Origin of the sequence: Sphingobium sp. DN12 (genome assembly GCF_051058005.1) — a bacterium.
GTDB classification, from domain to species: domain Bacteria; phylum Pseudomonadota; class Alphaproteobacteria; order Sphingomonadales; family Sphingomonadaceae; genus Sphingobium; species Sphingobium yanoikuyae.
On record NZ_CP173717.1, the window covers coordinates 158,240 to 179,262 of the forward strand.

Below are 21,023 nucleotides of genomic sequence, written 5' to 3' on the forward strand. Positions count from 1 at the left end.
GGGAGCCAATGCCCCGTTCCGCCTTAACCGGTCCTGAGCGGACGGCGGGAAGGCAGTTCCTTATATGCCAATATTGCGAAAAGCCAGCCGCAGCTGGAAGCTGTTGCCGGCGCGCGCGTCACCGTTGGTCTGATAGTCGCGCCGCCATGTAAAGCCCAGCGTCAAACAATCATCCTCATAGGCAACGCCGAGGCGCTGGCGCACGGGCTCATAGCCGTCGGCCGTGGTGCCCGGATCTTCCTGCGCGCCGGTAAGATCAATGACGGTCGAGCCGAACACCGACCAGAAGCGGGCGAACTGGATGCGGCCGCCCAGGCGCAGTTCCTCGCGGTCCTGCAGATCCTCCAGCGTGATGTTGGCGTTGCGGTTGAGGCGCAAATAGCTGATCTGGGCATAGGTCTTCTTGCTGCCCACGGTCGCGTCGACCTCGTTCCGGCGGACCGCCAGATTGTCCTTGTCGACCCGGAAGCGCTGGGTGAAGCTGACGAAATCCTTGTAGCGGATGGTCCAGCGGCCGACGATGTCGGACATGCGGTCGGACAGGCCGGTGCCGTCGGGCAGGATGCTGGCGCGGTTGTCGAGCCGGTAGCTCTGGCCGACATTGGCGTCGAGCGTGAAGTCGGGCAGCGCCAGATTATATTCCAGGCCATAGGTGATGCGGCTCGAATCCTCGAACCGGTCATAGCCCGCGAAGCGGTTGAGCGCGAAGAGGTTGCTGTCCTCCAGATCGACCGACCGGGCATCCTCATTGGGCACCGACAGGTTGGCGAGATGGGGCGAGGCGACGATCTGGACGCGCGGGGCGATGCGCTGCACGCCGCCGAACGCCTCACCCATGAAGGGCCAGCGCATGTCGACCGCGGCGGCGGCGATGCCGCGCGCCTTCCAGCCCGGATCGCCGGCATAGCTGATCGTGTCGGTCAGCAGATTGTCGCTGCTGTGATAGACGTCGCCGCGCAGATAGGTGGTGAAATTCACTTCCTGGCCAAGGCCGGTCAGCTTGCGCAGATTCCATTCGAACGCGGCAAAGGCGCGCTGGGTGTCCTGCCCCTCGGTCCGGGTGATCGCCAGCGTATTGGCCTGGAACTGCATCTGGCCGCCGAGCAGCGGATCCTTCATCCGCAGCCGATAGTCCATGACCGGCAGGGCGATCGGCATCTGGCCCTGGGGATCGTCGACGCGCAGCGTCTGCACCGCCCAGCCGGCGAGCGAGAAATAGCTGTTCTCGCCGATCCGCTGGACGCCCAGGGTCGAACGCAGGCGGTCGTCGCGGCTGATGTCGTAGCGGCGCAGGAAGGTGCGGTCGGTGGCGACCCGGATCGATCCGTTGACGCTCCATTCAGGCGACAGCTGCATGCCGCCGCTGGCGTCGATCGCGCCGCGAATATCCTTTTGCGAATCGGTCGGCGTGATGCCGCTCGACCGGCTGCCATAGGTGGCATAGCCGGTGATCTGATAGGCACCGCGATCGTAGAGATGGCGGAAATTGCCTTCGATCATCGGCAGCGAATCGCTGTAGACGTGCGGCGTGACGGTCAGGTCGCGATTGGGCGCGAGCTTGAGATAATAGGGGACCGCGACCTCGAAGCCGTTGACCCGGTCATAACGGATATTGGGGACCAGAAGGCCGCTGCCGCCATCGTCGCCGACCGGATGCGACAGGCCCGGCACCGGGATCAGCGGCAGGCCGAACAGCTCGACATTGGCGCGGGTATAGGAGACGCGCTGCTTGGTCGGGTCATAGACGACCTTGACCGCGTTGATCTGCCAGGTCGGTTCCTTGGGACAGCCGTCGCTGCCCTCCACCGGACAGCCGGTATAGGCCGCGTGGTGCAGCGTGTAGACGCCATTGACCCGCTCGCCCTTGGTCGCGGCCATGCGGCCGCCCTTCTGGAGGACCAGCAATATATTGTCGACCGCGCCGTCCTTGAGCGTATCGGTGACATCGAAGCGGTCGCCATAGGCGACATTGCCGTCGGGATCGATCACCGAGACGGCGCCCTGTGCCTCGACCTTGCCGGTGTTGCGGTCCCACACGATCTTGTCAGCGCGCAGCCGGTTGCCGTCGCGCAGCAACTGGACGTTGCCGGTGGCGGTCACGACCTGACTGTTGGTGTCATATTCCAGCGTATCGGCGGCGAAGCCGATTTCCTGGTCATTGTCGGGCACCGGCGCGTCGGGCGCGCTGATCGGCGTCTGGGGCTCGTTCAGCTTGGACTCGGGTGCCTGTTGCGCATGGGCCAGCGGCGCCGCGAGCAGGCAGGACGAGGCAGCGCCGGCAAGCAGCGCCTGTTTGAACGACAGGGGAAACACGGAAATCTGCAAGCGTAGGGGCCTCTTTGTGGGCACTTCTGGTCCCTGCCTATCGCACTGCTTGGCCCGCGCCGCAATCGCTGCTCGCATTCGGGACGGCGGAAATCCGCCGAATGGCTTTGCAGAGCGGCAAAGCCGCACTATCTGGCTGAAACAAGAACGACACGGCATTCCAGAGAAAAGGCCCCCAGATGGACATCCAATTCAGCCCCACGCGCCCCCAGGTCGACACGTTGGTCCTTGCCGTGGCGAAGGGGACTGTCGACAGCCTGCCGCTCGCCGCATCGGCCACGCTGGTCGCCGGCGCCGCCGCCGCGCGCTTCGCCGGTGAGGCGGGCGGCAGCGTCGAGAGCTTCGTCGAGGAAGGCGGCGCGGTGCTGCGCGTCCTGCTGCTGGGCATCGGCAATGGCAGTGCGGCCGACCTGGAGCGGGCCGGCGGCGCGCTGACCGCCAAGCTGTCGACCAGTGGCGCGATCCACGCAGCGGTCGAATTCCCGGCCGGCGTAAGCGGCGAGGATGCCGCCCGGCTGGGCCTGGGCGCGCTGCTGCGCAGCTGGCGGATCGACACCTATCGCACGCGTCAGCCCGAAAAGGCCAAGCCGACGCTGGCGACCGTGACGATCGTCGCAAACGGCGCCGAGGTCGAATGGGCCAAGTTGTCGGCAGTCGCCGCCGGTGTCGCCTTCACCCGCGAACTGGTGTCGGAACCGGCCAACATCCTCTATCCCGAAAGCTTCGTCGCGCGCTGCCAGCATCTGGCCGAGCTGGGCGTCAAGATCACCGTGCTGGACCGCGCGGCGATGACGGAGCTGGGCATGGGCGCGCTGCTGGGCGTGGCGCAGGGGTCGGCGCGCGAAGCGCGGCTGCTGGCGATGGAATGGGACGGCACCGATGGCGCCGCCGACAAGCCGGTGGTGTTCATCGGCAAGGGCGTGACCTTCGACACCGGCGGTATCTCGCTCAAGCCTGGCCCCGGCATGGAAGACATGAAGTGGGACATGGGCGGCGCCGGCGCCGTGGCGGGCGCGATGAAGGCGCTGGCCGGTCGCAAGGCCAAGGCGCGTGTCGTCGGCATCTGTGGTCTGGTCGAGAATATGCCCGACGCCAATGCGCAGCGCCCCGGCGACATCGTGACGTCGATGTCGGGCCAGACGATCGAGGTGCTGAACACCGACGCCGAAGGCCGTCTGGTGCTGTGCGACGCGGTGACCTGGGCGCAGAAGACCTATGAACCTGAAGTGGTGATCGATCTCGCCACCCTGACGGGGGCGATGATGATTGCGCTCGGCAGCGAGCATGGCGGCCTGTTCTCCAACGACGATGCGCTGGCCGACGACCTGCTGGCGGCGGGCAAGATCAGCGGCGAGAAGCTGTGGCGCTTCCCGCTGTCGGAGGCTTATGACAAGCTGATCGACAGCCCGATCGCCGACATGAAGAATATCGGCCCGCGCTTCGCTGGCTCGATCACCGCTGCCCAGTTCATCAAGCGCTTCGTCAACGAAGGCGTGAAGTGGGCGCATCTCGACATTGCCGGCATGGTCTGGTCGGACAAGCCGGGCGCCACCGCCGACAAGGGCGCGACTGGCTATGGCGTGCGCCTGATCGACCAGCTGGTGGCCGACAAGTTCGAGCGCTGAAGCCGGTGCAGGTCGACTTCTACCAGCTCAGCCGCGATCCCGTGGAAGGGGTGCTGCCCGCGATCGCGGCGCGCATCCTGGACATGGGCGCGCGGCTGCTGGTGGTGGCCGACGAGCCGGAACGGCTGGCCCGCATATCGGCGGGCCTGTGGGCGGGGCCACCCGAAAGCTTCCTGGCCAATGGGCTGGCAGGCGACGGGGTGGACGCCGCCCAGCCGGTGCTGTTGGCGCAGAGCTGTGACGCTGCCAATGGCGCCAGGCATGTTGCGCTGGCGGACGGTGTATGGCGCGAGGAGGCGCTGGGCTTCGATCGCGCCTTCTATTTCTTCGATGCGGACACGATCGACGGGGCGCGGGCCAGCTGGCGGGCGCTCAGCAAGCGCGAGGGCGTGACCCCGCGCTTCTGGCGGCAGGAAGGCCGCAAATGGGTGCAGGGACCGTGAACGCCCGGAAATAGGGACTTCTACCAAGCCCACTCGCGCCCCTCTTGCGAAGTGATCCGGCCCGGTCTAAAGGGCGCGCAACTTTATTCCAACAATCCGGAGTTATGAGGGCCATGGCCGTCACGCGCACTTTTTCGATCATCAAGCCCGACGCAACCCGTCGCAACCTGACCGGCGCCGTCACCAAGATGCTGGAAGAAGCCGGCCTGCGCGTCGTCGCTTCCAAGCGCATCCGCATGAGCCGCGAACAGGCCGAGGGCTTCTATGCCGTTCACAAGGAACGCCCCTTCTTTGCTGACCTGGTCGCCTTCATGATCTCGGGCCCGGTCGTCGTCCAGGTTCTGGAAGGCGAAAACGCCGTGACCCGCAACCGCGACATCATGGGCGCCACCAACCCGGCCAATGCCGACGCCGGCACCATCCGCAAGGAACTGGCCGAATCGATCGAAGCCAATTCGGTCCATGGTTCGGACAGCGAAGAAAATGCCGCGATCGAGATCGCCTATTTCTTCAAGCCCGAAGAAATCGTCGGCTAAACCCGACACCCGTCCCCGGACGAGCAAAAGGCCCGGCGCTCCCGCAAGGAGCGGCCGGGTTTTTTGTTGCCAGGATGACGGATTTGGGTGGTTTCCCGCCATTCCTCCCCGGTACGGGGAGGGGGACCATTTGCGTAGCAAATGGTGGAGGGGCACAGGCCGGATAGCGCGGCGTTAGAGGGCGCCTGCCCCTCCGTCAGCGCTTCGCGCTGCCACCTCCCCGTGCCGGGGAGGAATGACCGCGATTGGTCGATGTTTCGAGCGCGCAGCCCTAGCCTTTCGTCTGGCGCGCCCAGCGGGCGTCGATCTGGGCCTGGGCGTCGGCGCCCTGGGCGTGGCTGACCAGGGACAGGCCGCGCAGGGTCAGCTTATGGCCGGACAGCCATTTGCCGGCGATGCCATAGCCGATGTCGTAGACGGCGGAATCGCTGTGGGTGTCGCCATTGACGACGAACTGGGTGACGATGGTCACCGGCAGTTTCTCGTCGCCGATGCTGTCGTCGGGCAGCTTGGCGGCGTTGCGCGCCTTTTTCAGCGCATCCTCGAACCAGCCGGCCTCGATCCGCGGTTCGCCGGTGGTGTCGACCGGTGCGATGCCGAGCGCCCTGGGGAAATGGATCGTCTGGCTCTGCACCAGCTGATCGGGATCGGCGGGCTTGAGCGTCAGGCGGCTATCGCCATCGGCCGAAGCGTTGAGCACCAGCCGGGCGGCGCGGGCGGAGGCCTTGCTGCTTTCGGCGGCCTTGCTGGCGCGCTCGTCCTTCTTGTCGGCCCAGTTGAGATAGAGGGTGAGGGCAGAGATCAGCACCGCCGCCACCGCCAGCAACTCACCCAGCGTGATCCAGCGCCGGCGGATGCGGGCGGCTTCCTCCTTGCGGGTCTCCTGCTTGGCCTCGGGGCTGTCGCTCATCGGGTCAGGCCGTCTGCGGCGGGACTTCGAACTTGTCGATCACCCATTCCTCCGCCTGCGCCTCGCCGATCCATTCCTGCATCCAGGGATGGGCGATGATCGCGCGCATATAGGCTTCGGCAAAGCGGGCGACCGGCAGCTGATAGGTGATGAAGCGGGTAACGACCGGCGCGAACATCAGGTCGACGGCGCCGAACTCGCCGAACAGGAAGTCGCCCTCGCCACCATAGCGGGCGCGGGCCTGGGCCCAGAGCTGCATGATCCGGCTGATGTCGTGGGCGACGGCCTCCGACGGCGGGACCGGATCATAGATCTGGCGGATGTTCATGCTGTGCTCGCGGCGGAGCGCGGCGAAGCTGCTGTGCATTTCGGCCGCCATCGAGCGGGCCATGGCGCGGGCACCCGGATCGGTCGGCCAGAACTGGTCGCCCCCGGTCTTTTCATTGAGATATTCGACGATGGCCAGGCTGTCCCACACGACGATGTCGTCGCCATCCCACAGGATCGGCACCTTGCCGGAGGAGGGGGCGAACTCATCGCCCTCGCGACGCTTTTCCCATTCCTCGTCATAGAGGGGGACCACCACTTCCTCGAACGGAAGGCCGGAGAGCTTGCACGCCAGCCAGCCGCGCAGCGACCAGCTCGAATAGGCCTTGTTGCCAATGAACAGCTTCATCATGGCCATGTCTTAGCCGGGCGGGCTTCGATAAGTCGAGAGCCGATAGAGAGGGCTTTCCACTTCGCGTCGAAACGCCTAAGGGGCGGCCATCCCCGGGGGGCCGCTCATGCGCGGCTGAGAGGTGGTCAGCAGACCACGACCCGCTGAACCTGATCCGGCTGATACCGGCGTAGGGAGGGCAAGGCGGCAGGTCCGTCGTCCCTCCTGTGGAGTGGACGTGAGATGAAGACTGCCCGATTGCCCCATGTTGGAAGCGCCTGCCTGACGCTGGCCCTGTTGATGATTGCATCGCCCGCGATGGCGGAGGATGAACTGGACCAGTCGACCAATATCCAGGTCGTCGGCCATCCCGACCCCGAAGGCTTGCTGCCCGATCAGAGCGCGCCCAAGGCGGTCAGCGCGATCTCCACCGACTTCATCATCAAGCAGGCGCCGACGCTCAACGCCTTCCAGCTGGTCAACCTGCTGCCCGGCGCCAATGTCTCGTCCAGCGACCCCTATGGCCTGTCGGCATCGTCCAGCCTGACGCTGCGCGGCCTGGGCCAGGACCAGATCGGCGTGCTGATGGAAGGCGCGCCGCAGAACGACATCGGCTATTATTATGCCTATCCCTCCCAATTCGCCGATGCGGAGAATGTGCGGCAGGTGATGCTGGCGCAGGGCTCGGCAGACATTGACTCGCCGGTGGTGGCGGCGGCAGGTGGCCTGTTGTCGCTGACGCTGGATGATCCCAGGGCGGAGGCGGGCGGCCTCGTCAACCTGTCGGTCGGTTCCTATGACGAGCGGCGCGTCTTTGCGCGGATCGACACGGGACGGATCGGATCGACCGGGCTGAAGGCCTTCATTTCCTATTCCAACAACCGTGCCGACAACTGGCGCGGGGCGGGCCATGATCAGCGCCAGCATATCGATGCCAAGCTGCTGAACGAATGGGGCGAGGGCAACCGGGCGAGCATCGCCTTTTCCTTCAATGACGCCAAGACATCGACCTATCCCAGCCCCAGCAAGACGGACTGGGAAGCCTCTGGCCGCGGCTATAATTTCGACGAGACCTATAGCGAGGGGAATACCAACTACTGGCGCCTCTATCGCGCGCCGTTCCGCAATTTCTATGTCGCGGCGCCCGTCCACCTGAAGCTGAGCGACACGCTGAGCTTCGACAGCAGCGCCTATCTGCAGATGGGCCATGGCAATTCGCCCTATGGCACGCAGCTCGCCACCACCGGCAATTATCTGGGCACCGAGGAACTGACCCAGCCGATCGACCTGCCCGGCGCGGTCGAGGGCGTCGCTACGGTAATGGGCAACTGGACCGGCAAGCAGTTCCGCGTCGGCGACGTCAGCAAGCTGACGCTGCAGGCCGGCGCGCATCGGATCGTGGCCGGCCTCTGGTTCGACTATGGCACCGACCGGGTGACGCAATCCTATACGTCGATCGATGCCGATGGCCGCCCGGTCGACCAGTGGGGCTATCAGGACAAGGCGATCCGCACCGCCGACGGGCGCTTGCTCGCCTATGAGAATCAGCGCACGGAGACGGTCACCAAGGGCTTCTTCCTGGCTGACAGCATTGCGGTGACGCCCAAGCTTGGCATCGACATCGGTTTCAAGGGCGTCAACCTGCTGCGCAACGGCCGCAATTATCTGCCCGGCCCGCAATCGACGGTGCGGATCGACAGCTTTGCCGCGCTGCCGCGGGCGGCGATCCATTATCAGCTGGACGACCGGCAGCAGCTGTTCGCCAACATCACCACCAATTTCCGCACGCCCAACGAGTTCGCGCTCTACAACAGCTATTATGGCGGCGAACTGGTGAGCCAGGGCACCAATGCGCTGAAGAATGAATATTCGATCTCGCAGGAGCTGGGCTATCGCTATATCGGCCCCAGCCTGTCCTTCTCGCTGACCGGTTTCCATTATCATTTCCGCAACCGCCAGGTGGCGACGGTGATCGACAGCGGCGGCGCGCTGGTCAATTCGACCATCAACGCCGGCAGCCAGAGCAGCTATGGCCTGGATGGCGAGATCGACTATCGTCCGGCCAAGGGGATGAGCATCTATGCCTCGGCCGAATATCTGCACACGCGGCTGAACGACGATCTGGCGATCAACGGCGATTATCTGCCGACCAGGGGCAAGCGGGCGGTGTCGGCCCCCAGCTTCCAGTTCGCGCTGGGCAGCACCTATGATGATGGCCGGCTGTTCGGCAGCAGCGCGCTCAAATATGTCGGCCGCCAATATGCGACCTTCATGAATGACGAGAGCATCAAGGGCTATGCCACGCTGGACCTGTCGGTCGGCGTGCATCTGGCCGGGCTGATCGACGCGCAGGTGATGGACCTGCGCATCAACGCGATCAACGTCACAAATCCGCGCGTCCTGTCGGGCGTCTATTCGATCAGCACCAATGCGCAGGACACGGTCGGGCGTAACGGCACGCTGATCGCCGGTTCGGCGCCGACCTATTATGTCGGCAGCGGGCGCGCCGTGGTGGCGACGCTGTCGCGCGCCTTCTGACGATGAGTGCCGCCGCTCCGCATCTGGTCCATGGCATGGGGCTGGCGCTGGAGGCGCCGGCCTGGCCGGCGATCACGGCGGATGAGGCAGCGGCGGTGCTAGCCCACTTCCCTGACGCAGGCCGGCTGGCGGCGCTGGCCTGGCATTCGCCGCGCCCCTTTTCGGCGGCGGCGCTGGTCGAGACGGATCGCGGCCCGCTGTTCCTGAAGCGGCATCACCAGCGCTTGCGGACGCCGGCGGCGCTGGCCGAGGAGCATGGCTATATGGCGCATCTGCGTGGTGCCGGACTGGCGGTGCCCGATGTGCTGCGCGCGACCGGTGGTGCCAGCGCGATGGCGCTGGGCGAATGGAGCTATGAGCTGCATCGCCAGGCGCCGGGTATCGATCTTTATCGCGATCGCCAGTCCTGGACGCCCTTCCTGTCGCCCGATCACGCCTTTGCGGCTGGCGTCGCGCTGGCGCAACTGCATCGGGCGGCGGCCGGTTTCGCGGCGCCGGCACGCGGGCCGCATCCGTTGGTGTCGAGCTTCACCATATTGCCTGCCGTCGATCCACTGGTCGCAGCGGACGCCTATGTCGCGGCGCGACCGGCGGTGGCGGCCTTCCTGGCGGACATTCCCTGGCGGTCGGAACTGGCACGGCTGTTCGCGGCGCTGGGGCAGGGGCTGGCACCGCGGCTCGCGGAGCAGCCTGCGCTCTGGACCCATAATGACTGGCATCCCTCCAACCTGCTCTGGTCGGCGGAAGGGGCGGTCAGCAGCATCTTCGATTTCGGCCTGTCGACCCGCAGCTGCGCCCTGCATGATCTGGCCACCGCGATCGAGCGGACGGCCATTCCCTGGCTGGCGCTGGAGGACGGGCAACTGTCCGAGCCGGCGGATGTGGATGGGGCACTGGCCTTGCTGGCGGGTTATCGCAGCGTCCTGCCGCTGGGGCCAGGCGAGATCGATACGCTGCTGTGCCTGCTGCCGCTGGTCCATGTCGAATTCGCCCTGACCGAAATCGATTATTTCTTCGGCATATTGGTCGATCGCGAAGGGGCGATTCTGGCCTGGCAAGCCTATCTGGTCGGCCATGCCGACTGGTTTCTGTCGGGGGAGGGGCAGAGCTTTCTGGCGCAACTAAGTGAAGGGGTGGCGGCCTGATGTCGATGCTGGAGATCGTCGCTGTCATCATCAGTTTCCTCGGCATCTGGCTGACGGCGCGGCGGCATCTGCTGTGCTGGCCGATCAACCTGATGGCCTGCGCCCTGTATGCCAAGCTGTTCCTGGACGTGCGCCTCTATGCCGACATGGTGCTGCAGGGGCTGTTCGGCATCGCCATCGTTTATGGCTGGATCGGCTGGGCACGGGGCAAGCGCGACGAGGGCGAGGTAAGGGTGGTGCCGCTGCCGCCGATGCGGGCCGTCAAGGGGCTGGCGCTGGGGGCGCTCTGTGCCGGCGCGATCGGCTGGTTCACCCATCATTATACCGATGCGGCGCTGCCCTGGATGGATTCTGCGCTGAGCAGTTTCAGCCTGGTTGCCCAATATTGGACCGCGCGGCGCCATGCGGCAAGCTGGCTGCTGTGGATCGCGGTCGACATCTTCTACGTCGGGATGTTCGCGTTCAAGGGCCTGTGGCTGACGGCCGGTCTCTATGCCGCGATGATCGGGCTGGCGGTGCTGGGCTATTGGCGCTGGCGGCAGGCGATGCGTCGCAGCGCAGCCTGAACAGGGCTGCTGCCTTGAGTCGGCAGGGATCGCTTCTATCTGGAAAATGGAGGCCCGAGCCGGAATCGAACCGGCGTGCAAGGATTTGCAGTCCTCTGCGTCACCACTCCGCCATCGGGCCTTCCGTGCGGTGGAGGCGGCAAATGTCCGCCTTTGATCGCAAAGTCAAGCGCGGGAAGGCGAACAATCCCAAGAATCTCGCTCTCCATCGTGGAAAGCCGCTTGGCGCGGGGGAAATGCTGATTTAGAGGTCCGGTAATCCCTTCACTGTATTGCATTGCCAATACAGTTGTGCCAAGCGAGGAACTATCGTGACCGAGCAGAACTTTTCTTCGATGCGGACCGCCATGGTCGAGAGCCAGCTGCGCACCAGCGCCGTGGACGATCAGCGCGTGATCGCCGTGATGGCGAAGGTGCCGCGCGAGGACTATGTCCCCGCCGAGCGCCGGGCCATGACCTATGTCGATCGCCCGATCCCGCTGGACGGCGACCGTGCGCTGAACCCGCCGCTGGTCACTGGCCGTCTGCTCAAGGAAGCCGATGTCCAGGCCGGCGAGAAGGTGCTGCTGATCGGCGCCGCGACCGGCTACAGCGCGGCGCTGCTCGCCGAGCTGGGTGCGCAGGTGACGGCAGTCGAGGTCGAGGGTGGCGCGGAGATCGCGGTGCCCGGCGTGACCGTGGTGCGTGGCCCGCTGGCCGCCGGCGCATCGGCCGGTGCGCCCTATGATGTTCTTTTCATTGACGGCGCGGTGGAGGAAGTCCCCGCTGCGCTCGTCCAGCAGCTAGTCGATGGGGGACGGGTGGTGACGGGCGTCGTCGAACGCGGTGTCGCTCGCCTGTGCAGCGGCCGCGCGGTGGCGGGCGTGCTGGGTCTCGCCAGCCTTACCGACATGGAAATGGTCGTGCTTCCCGGTTTCGCCGCGCCGGAGCAGTTCGTTTTTTGAGACAGGATAGATGACAGCAAAGCGTATGACCCTTCGGCGCCAAGCCGCTACAGCCTTGCTGTTGCTATCCTCCTCCATGGCAGGGGTGGCGCATGCCGAAACCCTGCAGGGCGCGCTGGCCAAGGCCTATCGCACCAACCCGACCCTGACCGGCGCGCGCGCCGGTCAGCGGGCGACGGACGAGAATGTCCCGATCCAGAAGGCGGCGGGGCGGCCCACGGCCAATTCGCAGCTCCAGTTCCAGGAACTGGTGGTGCGTCCGTCGAACAGCTTCCTGGCGCCGCATCGCTCGGCCAATGCCAGTGCCAGCATCGATGTGCCCATCTATTCCGGCGGCACCGTCCGCAACAGCGTGAAGGCGGCGGAAACGCGCGTCGAATCGGGCCAGGCCAATCTGCGCGGGACCGAGGCGAGCGTGTTCTCGCAGACGGTCGCCGCCTATATGGACGTGATCCGCGACAGCGCGCTGGTGTCGCTCAATGCCGCGAACGTGAAGGTGCTGGAGGTCAATCTCCAGGCGACCAACGACCGGTTCGAGGTCGGCGATGTCACCCGCACCGACGTCGCCCAGTCCGAATCGCGTCTGGAACTGGCCCGTTCCGACTTGCAGCGCGCCGAATCCAACCTGATCACCAGCCGCGAAAATTATATCGCGATGGTCGGCGAGGCGCCGGTCGATCTGGAATCGCCGCCCGCTCTGCCGGGCCTGCCGGCCGATCCCGACAGCGCCGTGCGCGTCGCGCTGGCGGACAATCCCGATATCCTGGCCGCGCAGAAGTCGCGTGAGGCGGCGCGCTATGACGTGAAGGCGGCCAAGGGCGCCACGCTGCCGACCTTGAGCGGTTTCAGCCAGGGCAGCTATACCGACTATATGGACAAGGACATTGCGGCCAACAAGCAGGCGGCCGTTGGTGCGACCCTGACCATTCCCTTCTACCAGGGCGGTCGTCCGGCTGCGCAGGTGCGCCAGAACCAGGCGCTCGAGTCGCAGGCGATCGAGCGGCAGATCGAGGTCGAGCGCGGCGTGATCTCGCAGGCGCGCGCCGCCTATGCCGCGTTGCAGGCGTCGCTGCGCACGATCCAGTCGAGCCAGAAGGCGGTCGATGCCGCCGAACTGTCGCTGGAAGGCGTGCGTGCGGAAAATTCGGTCGGCAGCCGCACCATCCTCGACATCCTCAATGCCGAGCAGGAATCGCTCAACGCCAAGGTCGAACTGGTGACCGCGCGCCGCAATGCCTATGTCGCCGGCTTCACCCTGCTGGCAGCCATGGGCCATGCCGAGGCCGATGATCTGGGCCTGGAGAGTGGCACCCTCTATGACCCGATGGTCAATTATGAACGGGTCGAGGGCAAATGGTTCGACTGGGACTATGACGGCAAGCCCCAGGCGGTTTCAACGCGTACCGTTGACACGCCGGCTCAAAACGCCAAAGTCGATGCCGCGCAGCCTTAACCGCTTGTTAACCTGAACAGGTAATCTTGGCGGAATAGGTGCGGAATGAAATTTGGACGGGAATTATCCATGGGTGACATGACCAAGGAACCCTCGATGGAAGAGATACTCTCGTCCATCAAGCGGATCATCGCCGAAGAGGGCGAGGATGCCGTTCAGGCCGCGCCGCAGCGCCGCCAGAAGACCCCGATCGACCTGAGTGCCGCGTCCCATGCGGTGATGTCGGCCGAGGTCGAGGAAGTGCTGGAACTGACCGACGAGATTCCGGTGGAGGAAGTGATGCCCGCGCCCAAGTCGACCCGCGCCGTGAAGGCTGTGGCCCCGTCCGAATCGGACGGCGACTCGATCCTGTCGGTGGAAAGCGAAGTGGCCGCGCGTCATTCGCTCTCGGCCCTGTCCACCATGCTGGTCAGCCCGCGCGAGGGTGAGGACAATACGCTGGAGGCTCTGGTCCGCTCGATGCTGCGGCCGATGCTCAAGGAATGGCTCGACGCGCGTCTGCCCGCGCTGGTCGAGGACATGGTCGCCAAGGAAATCTCCCGCATCACCGGCCGCTGAGGCCGACAGGCCGGCGATCGCGCGCCGGCCTCTTGCCGGGGGCGTAAGGCGCGCCTAGACCACGGATCATCTCATCGACGCGCCCGGTCGTGCATCGCATGCGCCGGCACGCCGTGTTTTCGATCCGAGGGTGATTTTTCCATGAAACATATCCTGCTTGCCGGCCTTGGCGCACTGGCCCTGTCGCCGATGCTGTCGTCTGCGCTGGTGGCGCCGGCGGCTGCCCGTCCCTTCACGCCCAATGACATGGTGTCGCTGGACCGGGTGTCGTCGCCGACCGTGTCGCCGGACGGCAAGTGGATGGCCTATCAGCTGCGCAGCACGGATCTCGCCAATAATCGCGGCCGCACCGACCTCTATCTGCTGGCGATCGACAAGGCGGGGCAGGCGCCCCGGCTGATCGCGTCGGTGCCCGACAAGAATGAGGCATCGCCGGTCTTTTCGGCCGACGGCAGGGCGCTTTATTATGTCTCCAACGCCAGCGGCGACGACCAGTTGTGGCGCGCGCCGATCGCGGGCGGTCAGCCGGTGCAGATCAGCAAGGCGCCCGGCGGCATTTCCGGTTTCCTGCTGAACCCCCAGGGTGACAAGGTGGCGCTGTGGGCCGACCGCCCGGTCGGCGCGCGCACGATCGACGATGTGCAGGCGCCGACCCCGCCGAGCGCGGGCAGCGGCCGGGTCTATGACCAGCTGTTCGTGCGCCACTGGGATACGTGGAGCGACGGCCAGCGTTCGCAGATCTTCGTCATGCCGGTCGCGGGCGGCAAGGCGGTGTCGGTGATGGGCGGCCTGGTCGGAGACAGCCCGTCCAAGCCCTTTGGCGGGGCAGAGGAACTGGCCTGGAGCGCGGATGGCAAGACGTTGTTCTTCGCCCTGCGCGAGGCCGGGCGGATCGAACCGCTGTCGACCAACCTCGATATCTTCAGCGTGCCGGCCGACGGCAGCGCAAAGCCGGTCAACCTGACCGACGCCAATGATGCGACCGACACGATGCCGGTGGTGTCGCCCGACGGCAAATGGCTGGCCTATGCGGCGATGAAGCGGCCCGGCTATGAAGCCGATCGGCTGGTGCTGATGCTGCGCAACATCGCCACTGGCGAGACGCGCGCGTTGACCGAGGGCTGGGATCGGTCGGTCGGATCGATCGCCTGGGAAGCGCATGGCAAGGGGCTGCTGGTCACCGCCAATGACGTGCTCGACAATCCGGTGTTCCGGGTCGATGCCGCATCGGGCAAGGTGACGCGCCTCACCGAAAAGGGCCATGCCGGCAGCGTCGTGCCGCTGCCCGATGGCGGCTTCGTCTATGCGCTGGACAGCATCCAGTCGCCGGCCGATTTCTGGAAGATGCCCCCCAATTACTCTTCAAAGACTCAAGGCAAGCCGGTGCGCCTGACGAATGTCAATGCGCAGAAGCTGGCCGGGGTGGATGACGTGTCGGTCCAGCGCTTCAGCTTCAAGGGTGCCAATGGCGACACGGTCTGGGGACAGATCGTGAAGCCGACCGGTGCCAAGGGCAAGCTGCCGGTCGCCTTCCTGGTGCATGGCGGGCCGCAGGGCAGCTTCAACGACAGCTGGTCCTATCGCTGGAACCCCAAGGCGTTCGCCGCCCATGGCTATGCCGCGGTGATCGTCGATTTCCATGGCTCGACCGGTTATGGCCAGGCCTTCACCGACGCGATCAACAAGGATTGGGGTGGCAAGCCGCTGGAGGATCTGAAGCTGGGCCTGGCCGCGGCGGCGGCGAAGGACGCCAATGTCGATGCGAAGAACGCCTGCGCGCTCGGCGCCAGCTATGGCGGCTATATGATGAACTGGATCGAGGGGCAGTGGGCCGACGGCTTCAAGTGCATCGTCCAGCATGACGGCGTGTTCGACGCCCGCGCCATGGCCTATGAGACCGAGGAACTGTGGTTCGACGAATGGGAGCATGGCGGCCCCTATTATGAGAAGCCCGAAGAGTTCGAGAAATGGAACCCGGTCAATCATGTCGCCCAGTGGAAGACGCCGATGCTGGTCGTGACCGGCGAGAAGGATTTCCGCATTCCCTATACCCAGGGGCTGGCCGCCTTCACCGCCTTGCAGCGCCGCGAAATCCCGTCGCGCCTGGTCGTCTTCCCGGACGAGAATCACTGGGTGTTGAAGCCCAAGAACTCGCTGCAATGGTATGATGAGGCGCTGGGCTGGCTGGACCAGTGGACCGGCGCGGCCAAGGGGAAATGAGCCTTTGAGGGGCTGGCCCGGCCTGCTATATTGACCCCATGGCAAAGATGAAGGTCGATATCGTCGATGGTCCCATCGACCTCGGCAAGCCGGGCAAGCCCAGATACCGGACCGTCCACAAGGACGGCAAGGCCGTGAAGCTGCGGGTGGTCGATGCCGACAGCCCGCAGTTCGAGGCCGAATTCCTCGCCTCCTTCCGCGCCAGCGTTCGCAAGGCGCGGGAAGAGAATAAGGCGATCAGGGACAAGATTTGATCGGCAAGGGCCATGCGCGGCCGCGCCTGTGGATCGTCGCGGGCCCCAATGGCTGTGGCAAAAGCTCGGCCTATGGACGCAGCGACGTGGCCGAATTTGACGGTTCGGTCTGGATCATCAATCCCGACCTGCTGACCGCCCGGCTTCGGGAAAGCGAAGGATTGGTGCAGGACGCCGCCAATCTGGCGGCCGTGCAGAGGATCGAGGCCTGGCTGGATGCGTCGATCGACGTGCATCAGACCATCGGCGTCGAGACCGTGCTGTCCAGTCCCAAATATCGGCGGTTGGTGGAGAAGGCGCGGGCGCGCGGCTTCGAGATACGGCTGATCTATGTCTATCTGGATTCGGTGGAGCGCCAGCTGGAGCGGATCGCCTATCGGGTGGCCAAGGGCGGGCATGATGTGCCGGCCGACAAGGTGGCGGCGCGGCGCATAAGATCCTTCGCGCAGTTGCGCTGGTTCTTCGACCAGGCGGATCGAGCCTGGGTGTTCGACAACAGCCTGAGTGAACCGCAATTGGTCGCCCGAAAGGGCGATGGCAGCATCACGATCCGCGCTGGTCTGCCATCGGAAGTCATGGTTAGCCTGGTCTGACGCGCGCCATGCCTTGCGTGTCGTGCGGCAGGCGTTAAAGCGCGATCATGACCGAACTGCCCAAAACCTTTGACCCCGCCGCCATCGAGACCCGCTGGTACCAGCATTGGGAGGCCAATGGCCTGTTCCGCCCGGACCGTCCGGGCGCCGACCCCTTCACCATCGTCAATCCGCCGCCGAACGTGACCGGCAGCCTGCATGTCGGCCATGCGCTCGACAATACGCTGCAGGACATCGTCGTGCGTTACGAGCGGCTGCGCGGCAAGGATGCGCTGTGGGTGGTCGGCACCGACCATGCCGGCATCGCGACCCAGATGGTGGTCGAGCGCCAGCTGAACGCGGCCGGGCAGAAGCGCACCGATTTCAGCCGCGACGATTTCGTCGCCAAGGTGTGGGACTGGAAGGCGGAAAGCGGCGGCGCGATCACCAGCCAGCTACGGCGCCTCGGCTGTTCGATGGACTGGGCCAATGAGCGCTTCACCATGGACGAGGGCTTTTCCAAGGCCGTCATCAAGGTGTTCGTAGAGCTGCACCAGCGCGGCCTGCTCTATCGCGACAAGCGTCTGGTCAACTGGGATCCGCATTTCCGCTCGGCCATTTCCGACCTGGAGGTCGAGACCAAGGAAACGCAGGGCGGCTTCTGGCGCTTCCGCTATCCGCTGGCGGACGGGGTGACCCTGGCCGATGGCAGCGACCATATCGTCGTCGCCACCACCCGCCCGGAAACCATGCTGGCCGATATGGCGATCGCCGTGCATCCCGACGATGCCCGCTATCAGGCGGTCATCGGCAAGGAGATTCTCCAGCCGATCACCGGCCGCCGCTTCAAGGTGGTCGCCGACGAACATGCCGATCCGGAACTGGGTTCGGGCGCGGTCAAGATCACGCCGGGCCATGACTTCAACGATTTCGAGGTTGGCAAGCGCGCGGGCATGAAGGCCGCGGACATGCTCAACATGTTCGATGCCGACGCCAATGTCGTGCAGACCGCCGACGGCCTGATCCCCGATCGCTTCCTCGGGCTGCACCGCTTCAAGAAGGACGGCGTGGACGGCGCGCGCGAGATCGTCGTTGCCGAGATGAAGGCGCTGGGCCTGCTGGTACCGCATGTCACCAAGAATAAGGAAGGCGATGACGTCGCCGCCGATTTCGAGCCGCGCACGATCCAGACCCCCTATGGCGATCGTTCGGGCGTGGTGATCGAGCCCTGGCTGACCGACCAATGGTATGTCGACGCCGGCAAGCTGGCGGTGGCGCCGATGCAGGCGGTGCGCGACGGCCGGATCGAGATTGTCCCCAAGAGCTGGGCAAAGACCTTCTTCAACTGGATGGAGAATATCCAGCCCTGGTGCGTGTCGCGCCAGCTCTGGTGGGGGCACCAGATTCCGGCCTGGTTCGATGACGAAGGCAATGCCTATGTCGCCGAGACCGAGGAAGAGGCGCAGCAGCAGGCCGGCAACAAGAGGCTGGTCCGCGATCCCGACGTGCTCGACACCTGGTTCTCGTCCGCCTTGTGGCCGTTCGGCACGCTGGGCTGGCCGGAACAGAGCGAGACGCTGGCCCGCCATTATCCCAATGACCTGCTAATCTCCGGCTTCGACATCCTGTTCTTCTGGGATGCGCGCATGGCGATGCAGGGGATGGAGTTCATGGGCGATGTGCCGTGGAAGAAGCTCTATCTCCATGGCCTGGTGCGTGCGGCCGATGGGCAGAAAATGTCCAAGTCCAAGGGCAATGTGGTCGATCCGCTGGGCCTGATCGACAAGTTCGGCGCGGACGCGCTGCGCTTCTTCATGGCGGCGATGGAAAGCCAGGGCCGTGATGTGAAGATGGATGAGAAGCGGGTCGAGGGTTATCGCAACTTCGCGACCAAGCTGTGGAACGCGGCGCGCTTCCTGCAGGCCAATGGCGTCACAGCCTCGACCAGCCGCGAAGCGCCGCATGCGACGCTGCCGGTCAATCGCTGGATCATCGCCGAAACGGTGGCGACGGTGCAGGCGATCGACACGGCCATGGCCGAACTGCGCTTCGACGCGGGCGCCAACGCCATCTATCACTTCGTCTGGGACCAGTTTTGCGACTGGTATATCGAACTGACCAAGGGTTCGATGGACGACGAGACGAAGGCCGTTGCCGGCTGGGCGTTCGACCAGATTTTGGTGATGCTGCACCCCTTCATGCCCTTCATCACTGAAGAGCTGTGGCAGCTGACCGGGCAGCGCGCGCAGGAACTGATCGTGGCCGAGTGGCCGGTCGCCCTCTATGAAGTCGACACCGAAGCGCAGGGCGAGATCGACTGGCTGATCCGTCTGGTGAGCGCGATCCGCACCGCGCGGACCGAACTCAACGTGCCGCCGGGCGCCAAGCTGCGCATGGTCGTGCGCGATGCGGCGGACGCAACCCGTGGCCGCCTGGATCGCCAGGGCGCGGCGTTGGCGCGTCTGGGCCGGATCGAGAGTCTGGCCTTTGGCGAGGATGTCGCTGGCGGTGCGGCGCAGATCGTCGTCGACGAGGCGACCTTCATCCTGCCGCTGGAAGGCGTGATCGACATTGCGGCGGAAAAGACCCGCCTCGAAAAGGCGCTGGCAGCGGCGGCCAAGGAACGGGATTCGCTGGGCGGTCGCCTGTCGAACCCGGCCTTTGTCGAGAAGGCCAAGCCCGAGGCCGTGGCCAAGGCGCGCGAGGACCATGCCGAAAAGACCGCCGAGGCGGAAAGGCTGAAGGCGGCACTGGACCGGCTGGGCTGAGCCGCCTAGCCTGCGCCGCAATCGGGGATAAGGGGTAAGGGCGAATGGCAGCAGGGGCACAAGGGGCGCGGGACCTGACACAGGGGCCGATCGCCTCCACCTTGCTGACATTCGCCATCCCGACGCTGGCGTCCAATATCCTCCAGTCGCTGAACGGATCGATCAACGCGATCTGGGTCGGTCGCTTCCTGGGGCCACAGGCGCTCGCCGCGACGGCGAACGCCAATATCATCATGTTCCTGATGTTCTCCGTCGTGTTCGGCTTCGGCATGGCGTCGACGGTGATGATCGCGCAGGCGGTCGGCGCGCGCGACATGGATGCGGCGCGGCGGGCCTTCGGCTCGGCGGTCGGCTTCTGCTTCCTGCTGGCCATGGGCGTCGCGGTGGCGGGCTGGTTCGGCGGGCCGGCGCTGCTCCATCTGCTGGCGACGCCGCCCGAGGCGTTCGACATGGCGCTGACCTATCTGCGCGTCATCTTCGTCGCGATGCCGGCCTCGCTGCTGAGCGTCATGATGATGATGGGGCTGCGCGGCACCGGCGACGCGCGCACGCCGTTGATCTTCATGATCCTGTCGGTGGCGATCGACCTGGTGCTCAATCCGGTGCTGATCCTGGGGCTGGGGCCGATCCCGGCGATGGGGATCGGCGGTTCGGCGGCGGCAACGGCGGCGGCGGGTTTCGTCAGCCTGATCGCGCTGGTCATCTATACCTATGCCAAGGATCTGCCGTTGCGGCTTCGCGGCGCGGAGCTTGGCTATCTCAAGCCCGCGATGGACGAGATGCGGGTGCTGTCCACCAAGGGCCTGCCGATGGGCCTGCAGATGATCGTCATGTCGACGTCCGGCCTGGTGATGATCGGCCTGGTCAATCGCGAAGGATTTCTGGTGACGGCGGCCTATGGCGCGGCGCAGCAGATCTGGACCTATCTGCAGATGCCGGCGATGGCGATGGGCGCGGCGGTCAGCGCCATGGCGGCGCAGAATATCGGCGCGGGTCGATGGGACCGGATCAGCCGGATCACCGGCTATGGCATATCCTATCTGCTGGCGATCACCGGCGCGATGGTGGTCGTCATCCTGATCTTCCATGAAGCGCTGCTGGCGCTGTTCCTGAGCCATAACCAGGCGGTGATCGATGCAGCCTGGAACATGCAGCTGCTGGCGAGCTGGAGTTTCATGCTGTTTGGCTGCACCATGATCCTGTTCGGGGTGATGCGCGCCAATGGCGTGGTGGTGGCGCCGCTGCTGATCCTGGTATTCACCCTTTTCGCGGTGCGGCTGGGCTTCTATTATCTCGCCTATCCCCGGATCGGCGCGGATGCGCTGTGGCTGAGCTTCCCGGTGGGGTCGGCGGTGTCACTGACGCTCGCGGCTCTGGTCTATTGGCAGGGCGGCTGGCGCAAGGCGAAGCTGATGGTGCCGATGCACGAAGAGGAATGCCGCGAGGCGGTGCATAGCGAGACCGAGCCGGCCGGTCGGATCGCGCCGACCGGCTGAGGCCGGAGCGCC

General features: G+C 65.4%; 17 protein-coding genes, 1 tRNA gene and 1 riboswitch. Of the genes, 14 read left to right on the plus strand and 4 right to left on the minus strand.

What is annotated here, in order from left to right; genetic code table 11:
• Window positions 1-60: 60 nt before the first annotated feature.
• Window positions 61-2,325 carry an LPS-assembly protein LptD gene (locus ACI6S0_RS00775; protein ID WP_434404620.1) on the minus strand — a complete coding sequence of 755 codons (2,265 nt, stop codon included), beginning with the start codon at window positions 2,323-2,325 and terminating at the stop codon, window positions 61-63.
• A gap of 179 nt (window positions 2,326-2,504) precedes the next feature.
• Between ACI6S0_RS00775 and ACI6S0_RS00780 the strand changes: the two genes are divergently transcribed.
• The 3 genes from ACI6S0_RS00780 to ndk all read left to right on the plus strand — a co-directional run bounded on the left by ACI6S0_RS00780 (window position 2,505) and on the right by ndk (window position 4,929).
• Entirely contained in the window at window positions 2,505-3,950 is a 1,446-nt protein-coding gene (locus tag ACI6S0_RS00780) for a leucyl aminopeptidase (protein ID WP_434404621.1), read from the plus strand.
• Between the two features lie 5 nt (window positions 3,951-3,955).
• On the plus strand, window positions 3,956-4,393 hold the full coding sequence (locus ACI6S0_RS00785) for a DNA polymerase III subunit chi (protein ID WP_048938572.1): 438 nt from the start codon (window positions 3,956-3,958) through the stop codon (window positions 4,391-4,393).
• A 113-nt stretch (window positions 4,394-4,506) separates the two neighbouring features.
• Entirely contained in the window at window positions 4,507-4,929 is a 423-nt protein-coding gene (ndk, locus tag ACI6S0_RS00790) for a nucleoside-diphosphate kinase (RefSeq protein ID WP_004210674.1), read from the plus strand.
• Window positions 4,930-5,200: 271 nt separating this feature from the next.
• Here ndk and ACI6S0_RS00795 read toward each other — a convergent pair whose 3' ends face one another.
• Together ACI6S0_RS00795 and ACI6S0_RS00800 are read right to left on the minus strand one after the other, a co-directional pair.
• A complete protein-coding gene (locus ACI6S0_RS00795) occupies window positions 5,201-5,839 on the minus strand; it encodes a hypothetical protein (RefSeq protein WP_434404623.1) in 639 nt (212 codons plus the stop codon).
• Between the two features lie 4 nt (window positions 5,840-5,843).
• Window positions 5,844-6,518, minus strand: a complete 675-nt coding sequence (locus ACI6S0_RS00800; RefSeq protein ID WP_026109031.1) for a glutathione S-transferase family protein — start codon at window positions 6,516-6,518, stop codon at window positions 5,844-5,846.
• Window positions 6,519-6,601: 83 nt separating this feature from the next.
• A riboswitch (TPP riboswitch) is annotated at window positions 6,602-6,711 on the plus strand.
• Between the two features lie 29 nt (window positions 6,712-6,740).
• On the opposite strand from ACI6S0_RS00800, the gene ACI6S0_RS00805 reads away from it, so the two are divergent.
• From ACI6S0_RS00805 to pnuC, 3 genes are read left to right on the plus strand one after another with little or no spacing between them, the layout of a single operon-like run.
• Entirely contained in the window at window positions 6,741-9,035 is a 2,295-nt protein-coding gene (locus ACI6S0_RS00805; RefSeq protein ID WP_434404624.1) for a TonB-dependent receptor, read from the plus strand.
• Between the two features lie 2 nt (window positions 9,036-9,037).
• Window positions 9,038-10,180, plus strand: a complete 1,143-nt coding sequence (locus ACI6S0_RS00810; protein ID WP_434404625.1) for a phosphotransferase enzyme family protein — start codon at window positions 9,038-9,040, stop codon at window positions 10,178-10,180.
• Window positions 10,180-10,746, plus strand: coding sequence for a nicotinamide riboside transporter PnuC (pnuC, locus tag ACI6S0_RS00815; protein ID WP_434404626.1), 567 nt, complete (start codon window positions 10,180-10,182; stop codon window positions 10,744-10,746). Before ACI6S0_RS00810 ends, pnuC begins: the two co-directional genes overlap by 1 nt.
• 47 nt (window positions 10,747-10,793) lie before the next feature.
• On the opposite strand, the gene ACI6S0_RS00820 is transcribed toward pnuC, so the two are convergent.
• Window positions 10,794-10,867 (minus strand) — tRNA-Cys (locus ACI6S0_RS00820).
• A gap of 190 nt (window positions 10,868-11,057) precedes the next feature.
• Between ACI6S0_RS00820 and ACI6S0_RS00825 the strand changes: the two genes are divergently transcribed.
• The 8 genes from ACI6S0_RS00825 (at window position 11,058) to ACI6S0_RS00860 (ending at window position 21,011) form a co-directional block, all read left to right on the plus strand.
• A complete protein-coding gene (locus tag ACI6S0_RS00825) occupies window positions 11,058-11,690 on the plus strand; it encodes a protein-L-isoaspartate O-methyltransferase family protein (RefSeq protein ID WP_004210712.1) in 633 nt (210 codons plus the stop codon).
• Window positions 11,691-11,700: 10 nt separating this feature from the next.
• Entirely contained in the window at window positions 11,701-13,143 is a 1,443-nt protein-coding gene (locus ACI6S0_RS00830; RefSeq protein ID WP_434404627.1) for a TolC family outer membrane protein, read from the plus strand.
• A gap of 69 nt (window positions 13,144-13,212) precedes the next feature.
• The gene (locus ACI6S0_RS00835; protein ID WP_004210714.1) at window positions 13,213-13,701 is read left to right on the plus strand and encodes a DUF2497 domain-containing protein; all 489 of its coding nucleotides are present in this window, start codon (window positions 13,213-13,215) and stop codon (window positions 13,699-13,701) included.
• A gap of 141 nt (window positions 13,702-13,842) precedes the next feature.
• Window positions 13,843-15,921, plus strand: a complete 2,079-nt coding sequence (locus ACI6S0_RS00840) for a prolyl oligopeptidase family serine peptidase (RefSeq protein ID WP_434404628.1) — start codon at window positions 13,843-13,845, stop codon at window positions 15,919-15,921.
• Between the two features lie 38 nt (window positions 15,922-15,959).
• Window positions 15,960-16,175 (plus strand): hypothetical protein, encoded by a 216-nt coding sequence (locus tag ACI6S0_RS00845; RefSeq protein WP_004210716.1) that lies wholly within the window; start codon window positions 15,960-15,962, stop codon window positions 16,173-16,175.
• Window positions 16,172-16,768, plus strand: a complete 597-nt coding sequence (locus tag ACI6S0_RS00850) for an AAA family ATPase (protein ID WP_434404629.1) — start codon at window positions 16,172-16,174, stop codon at window positions 16,766-16,768. The genes ACI6S0_RS00845 and ACI6S0_RS00850 overlap by 4 nt, the downstream gene beginning before the upstream one ends.
• Before the next feature lie 47 nt (window positions 16,769-16,815).
• Window positions 16,816-19,515: a valine--tRNA ligase gene (locus ACI6S0_RS00855; RefSeq protein ID WP_434404630.1), complete on the plus strand. Its 2,700-nt coding sequence runs from the start codon at window positions 16,816-16,818 to the stop codon at window positions 19,513-19,515.
• Between the two features lie 44 nt (window positions 19,516-19,559).
• The gene (locus tag ACI6S0_RS00860; protein ID WP_099231838.1) at window positions 19,560-21,011 is read left to right on the plus strand and encodes an MATE family efflux transporter; all 1,452 of its coding nucleotides are present in this window, start codon (window positions 19,560-19,562) and stop codon (window positions 21,009-21,011) included.
• Window positions 21,012-21,023: the final 12 nt, after the last annotated feature.

Bases quoted from the DNA above. Each gene is read 5' to 3' on its own strand.
- ACI6S0_RS00845 (WP_004210716.1), top strand. From the start codon at position 15,960: ATGGCAAAGATGAAGGTCGATATCGTCGATGGTCCCATCGACCTCGGC.
- ACI6S0_RS00780 (WP_434404621.1), top strand. From the start codon at position 2,505: ATGGACATCCAATTCAGCCCCACGCGCCCCCAGGTCGACACGTTGGTC.
- ACI6S0_RS00800 (WP_026109031.1), bottom strand. From the start codon at position 6,518: ATGATGAAGCTGTTCATTGGCAACAAGGCCTATTCGAGCTGGTCGCTG.
- pnuC (WP_434404626.1), top strand. From the start codon at position 10,180: ATGTCGATGCTGGAGATCGTCGCTGTCATCATCAGTTTCCTCGGCATC.
- ACI6S0_RS00835 (WP_004210714.1), top strand. From the start codon at position 13,213: ATGGGTGACATGACCAAGGAACCCTCGATGGAAGAGATACTCTCGTCC.
- ACI6S0_RS00855 (WP_434404630.1), top strand. From the start codon at position 16,816: ATGACCGAACTGCCCAAAACCTTTGACCCCGCCGCCATCGAGACCCGC.
- ndk (WP_004210674.1), top strand. From the start codon at position 4,507: ATGGCCGTCACGCGCACTTTTTCGATCATCAAGCCCGACGCAACCCGT.
- ACI6S0_RS00830 (WP_434404627.1), top strand. From the start codon at position 11,701: ATGACAGCAAAGCGTATGACCCTTCGGCGCCAAGCCGCTACAGCCTTG.
- ACI6S0_RS00795 (WP_434404623.1), bottom strand. From the start codon at position 5,839: ATGAGCGACAGCCCCGAGGCCAAGCAGGAGACCCGCAAGGAGGAAGCC.
- ACI6S0_RS00805 (WP_434404624.1), top strand. From the start codon at position 6,741: ATGAAGACTGCCCGATTGCCCCATGTTGGAAGCGCCTGCCTGACGCTG.
- ACI6S0_RS00840 (WP_434404628.1), top strand. From the start codon at position 13,843: ATGAAACATATCCTGCTTGCCGGCCTTGGCGCACTGGCCCTGTCGCCG.
- ACI6S0_RS00860 (WP_099231838.1), top strand. From the start codon at position 19,560: ATGGCAGCAGGGGCACAAGGGGCGCGGGACCTGACACAGGGGCCGATC.
- ACI6S0_RS00810 (WP_434404625.1), top strand. From the start codon at position 9,038: ATGAGTGCCGCCGCTCCGCATCTGGTCCATGGCATGGGGCTGGCGCTG.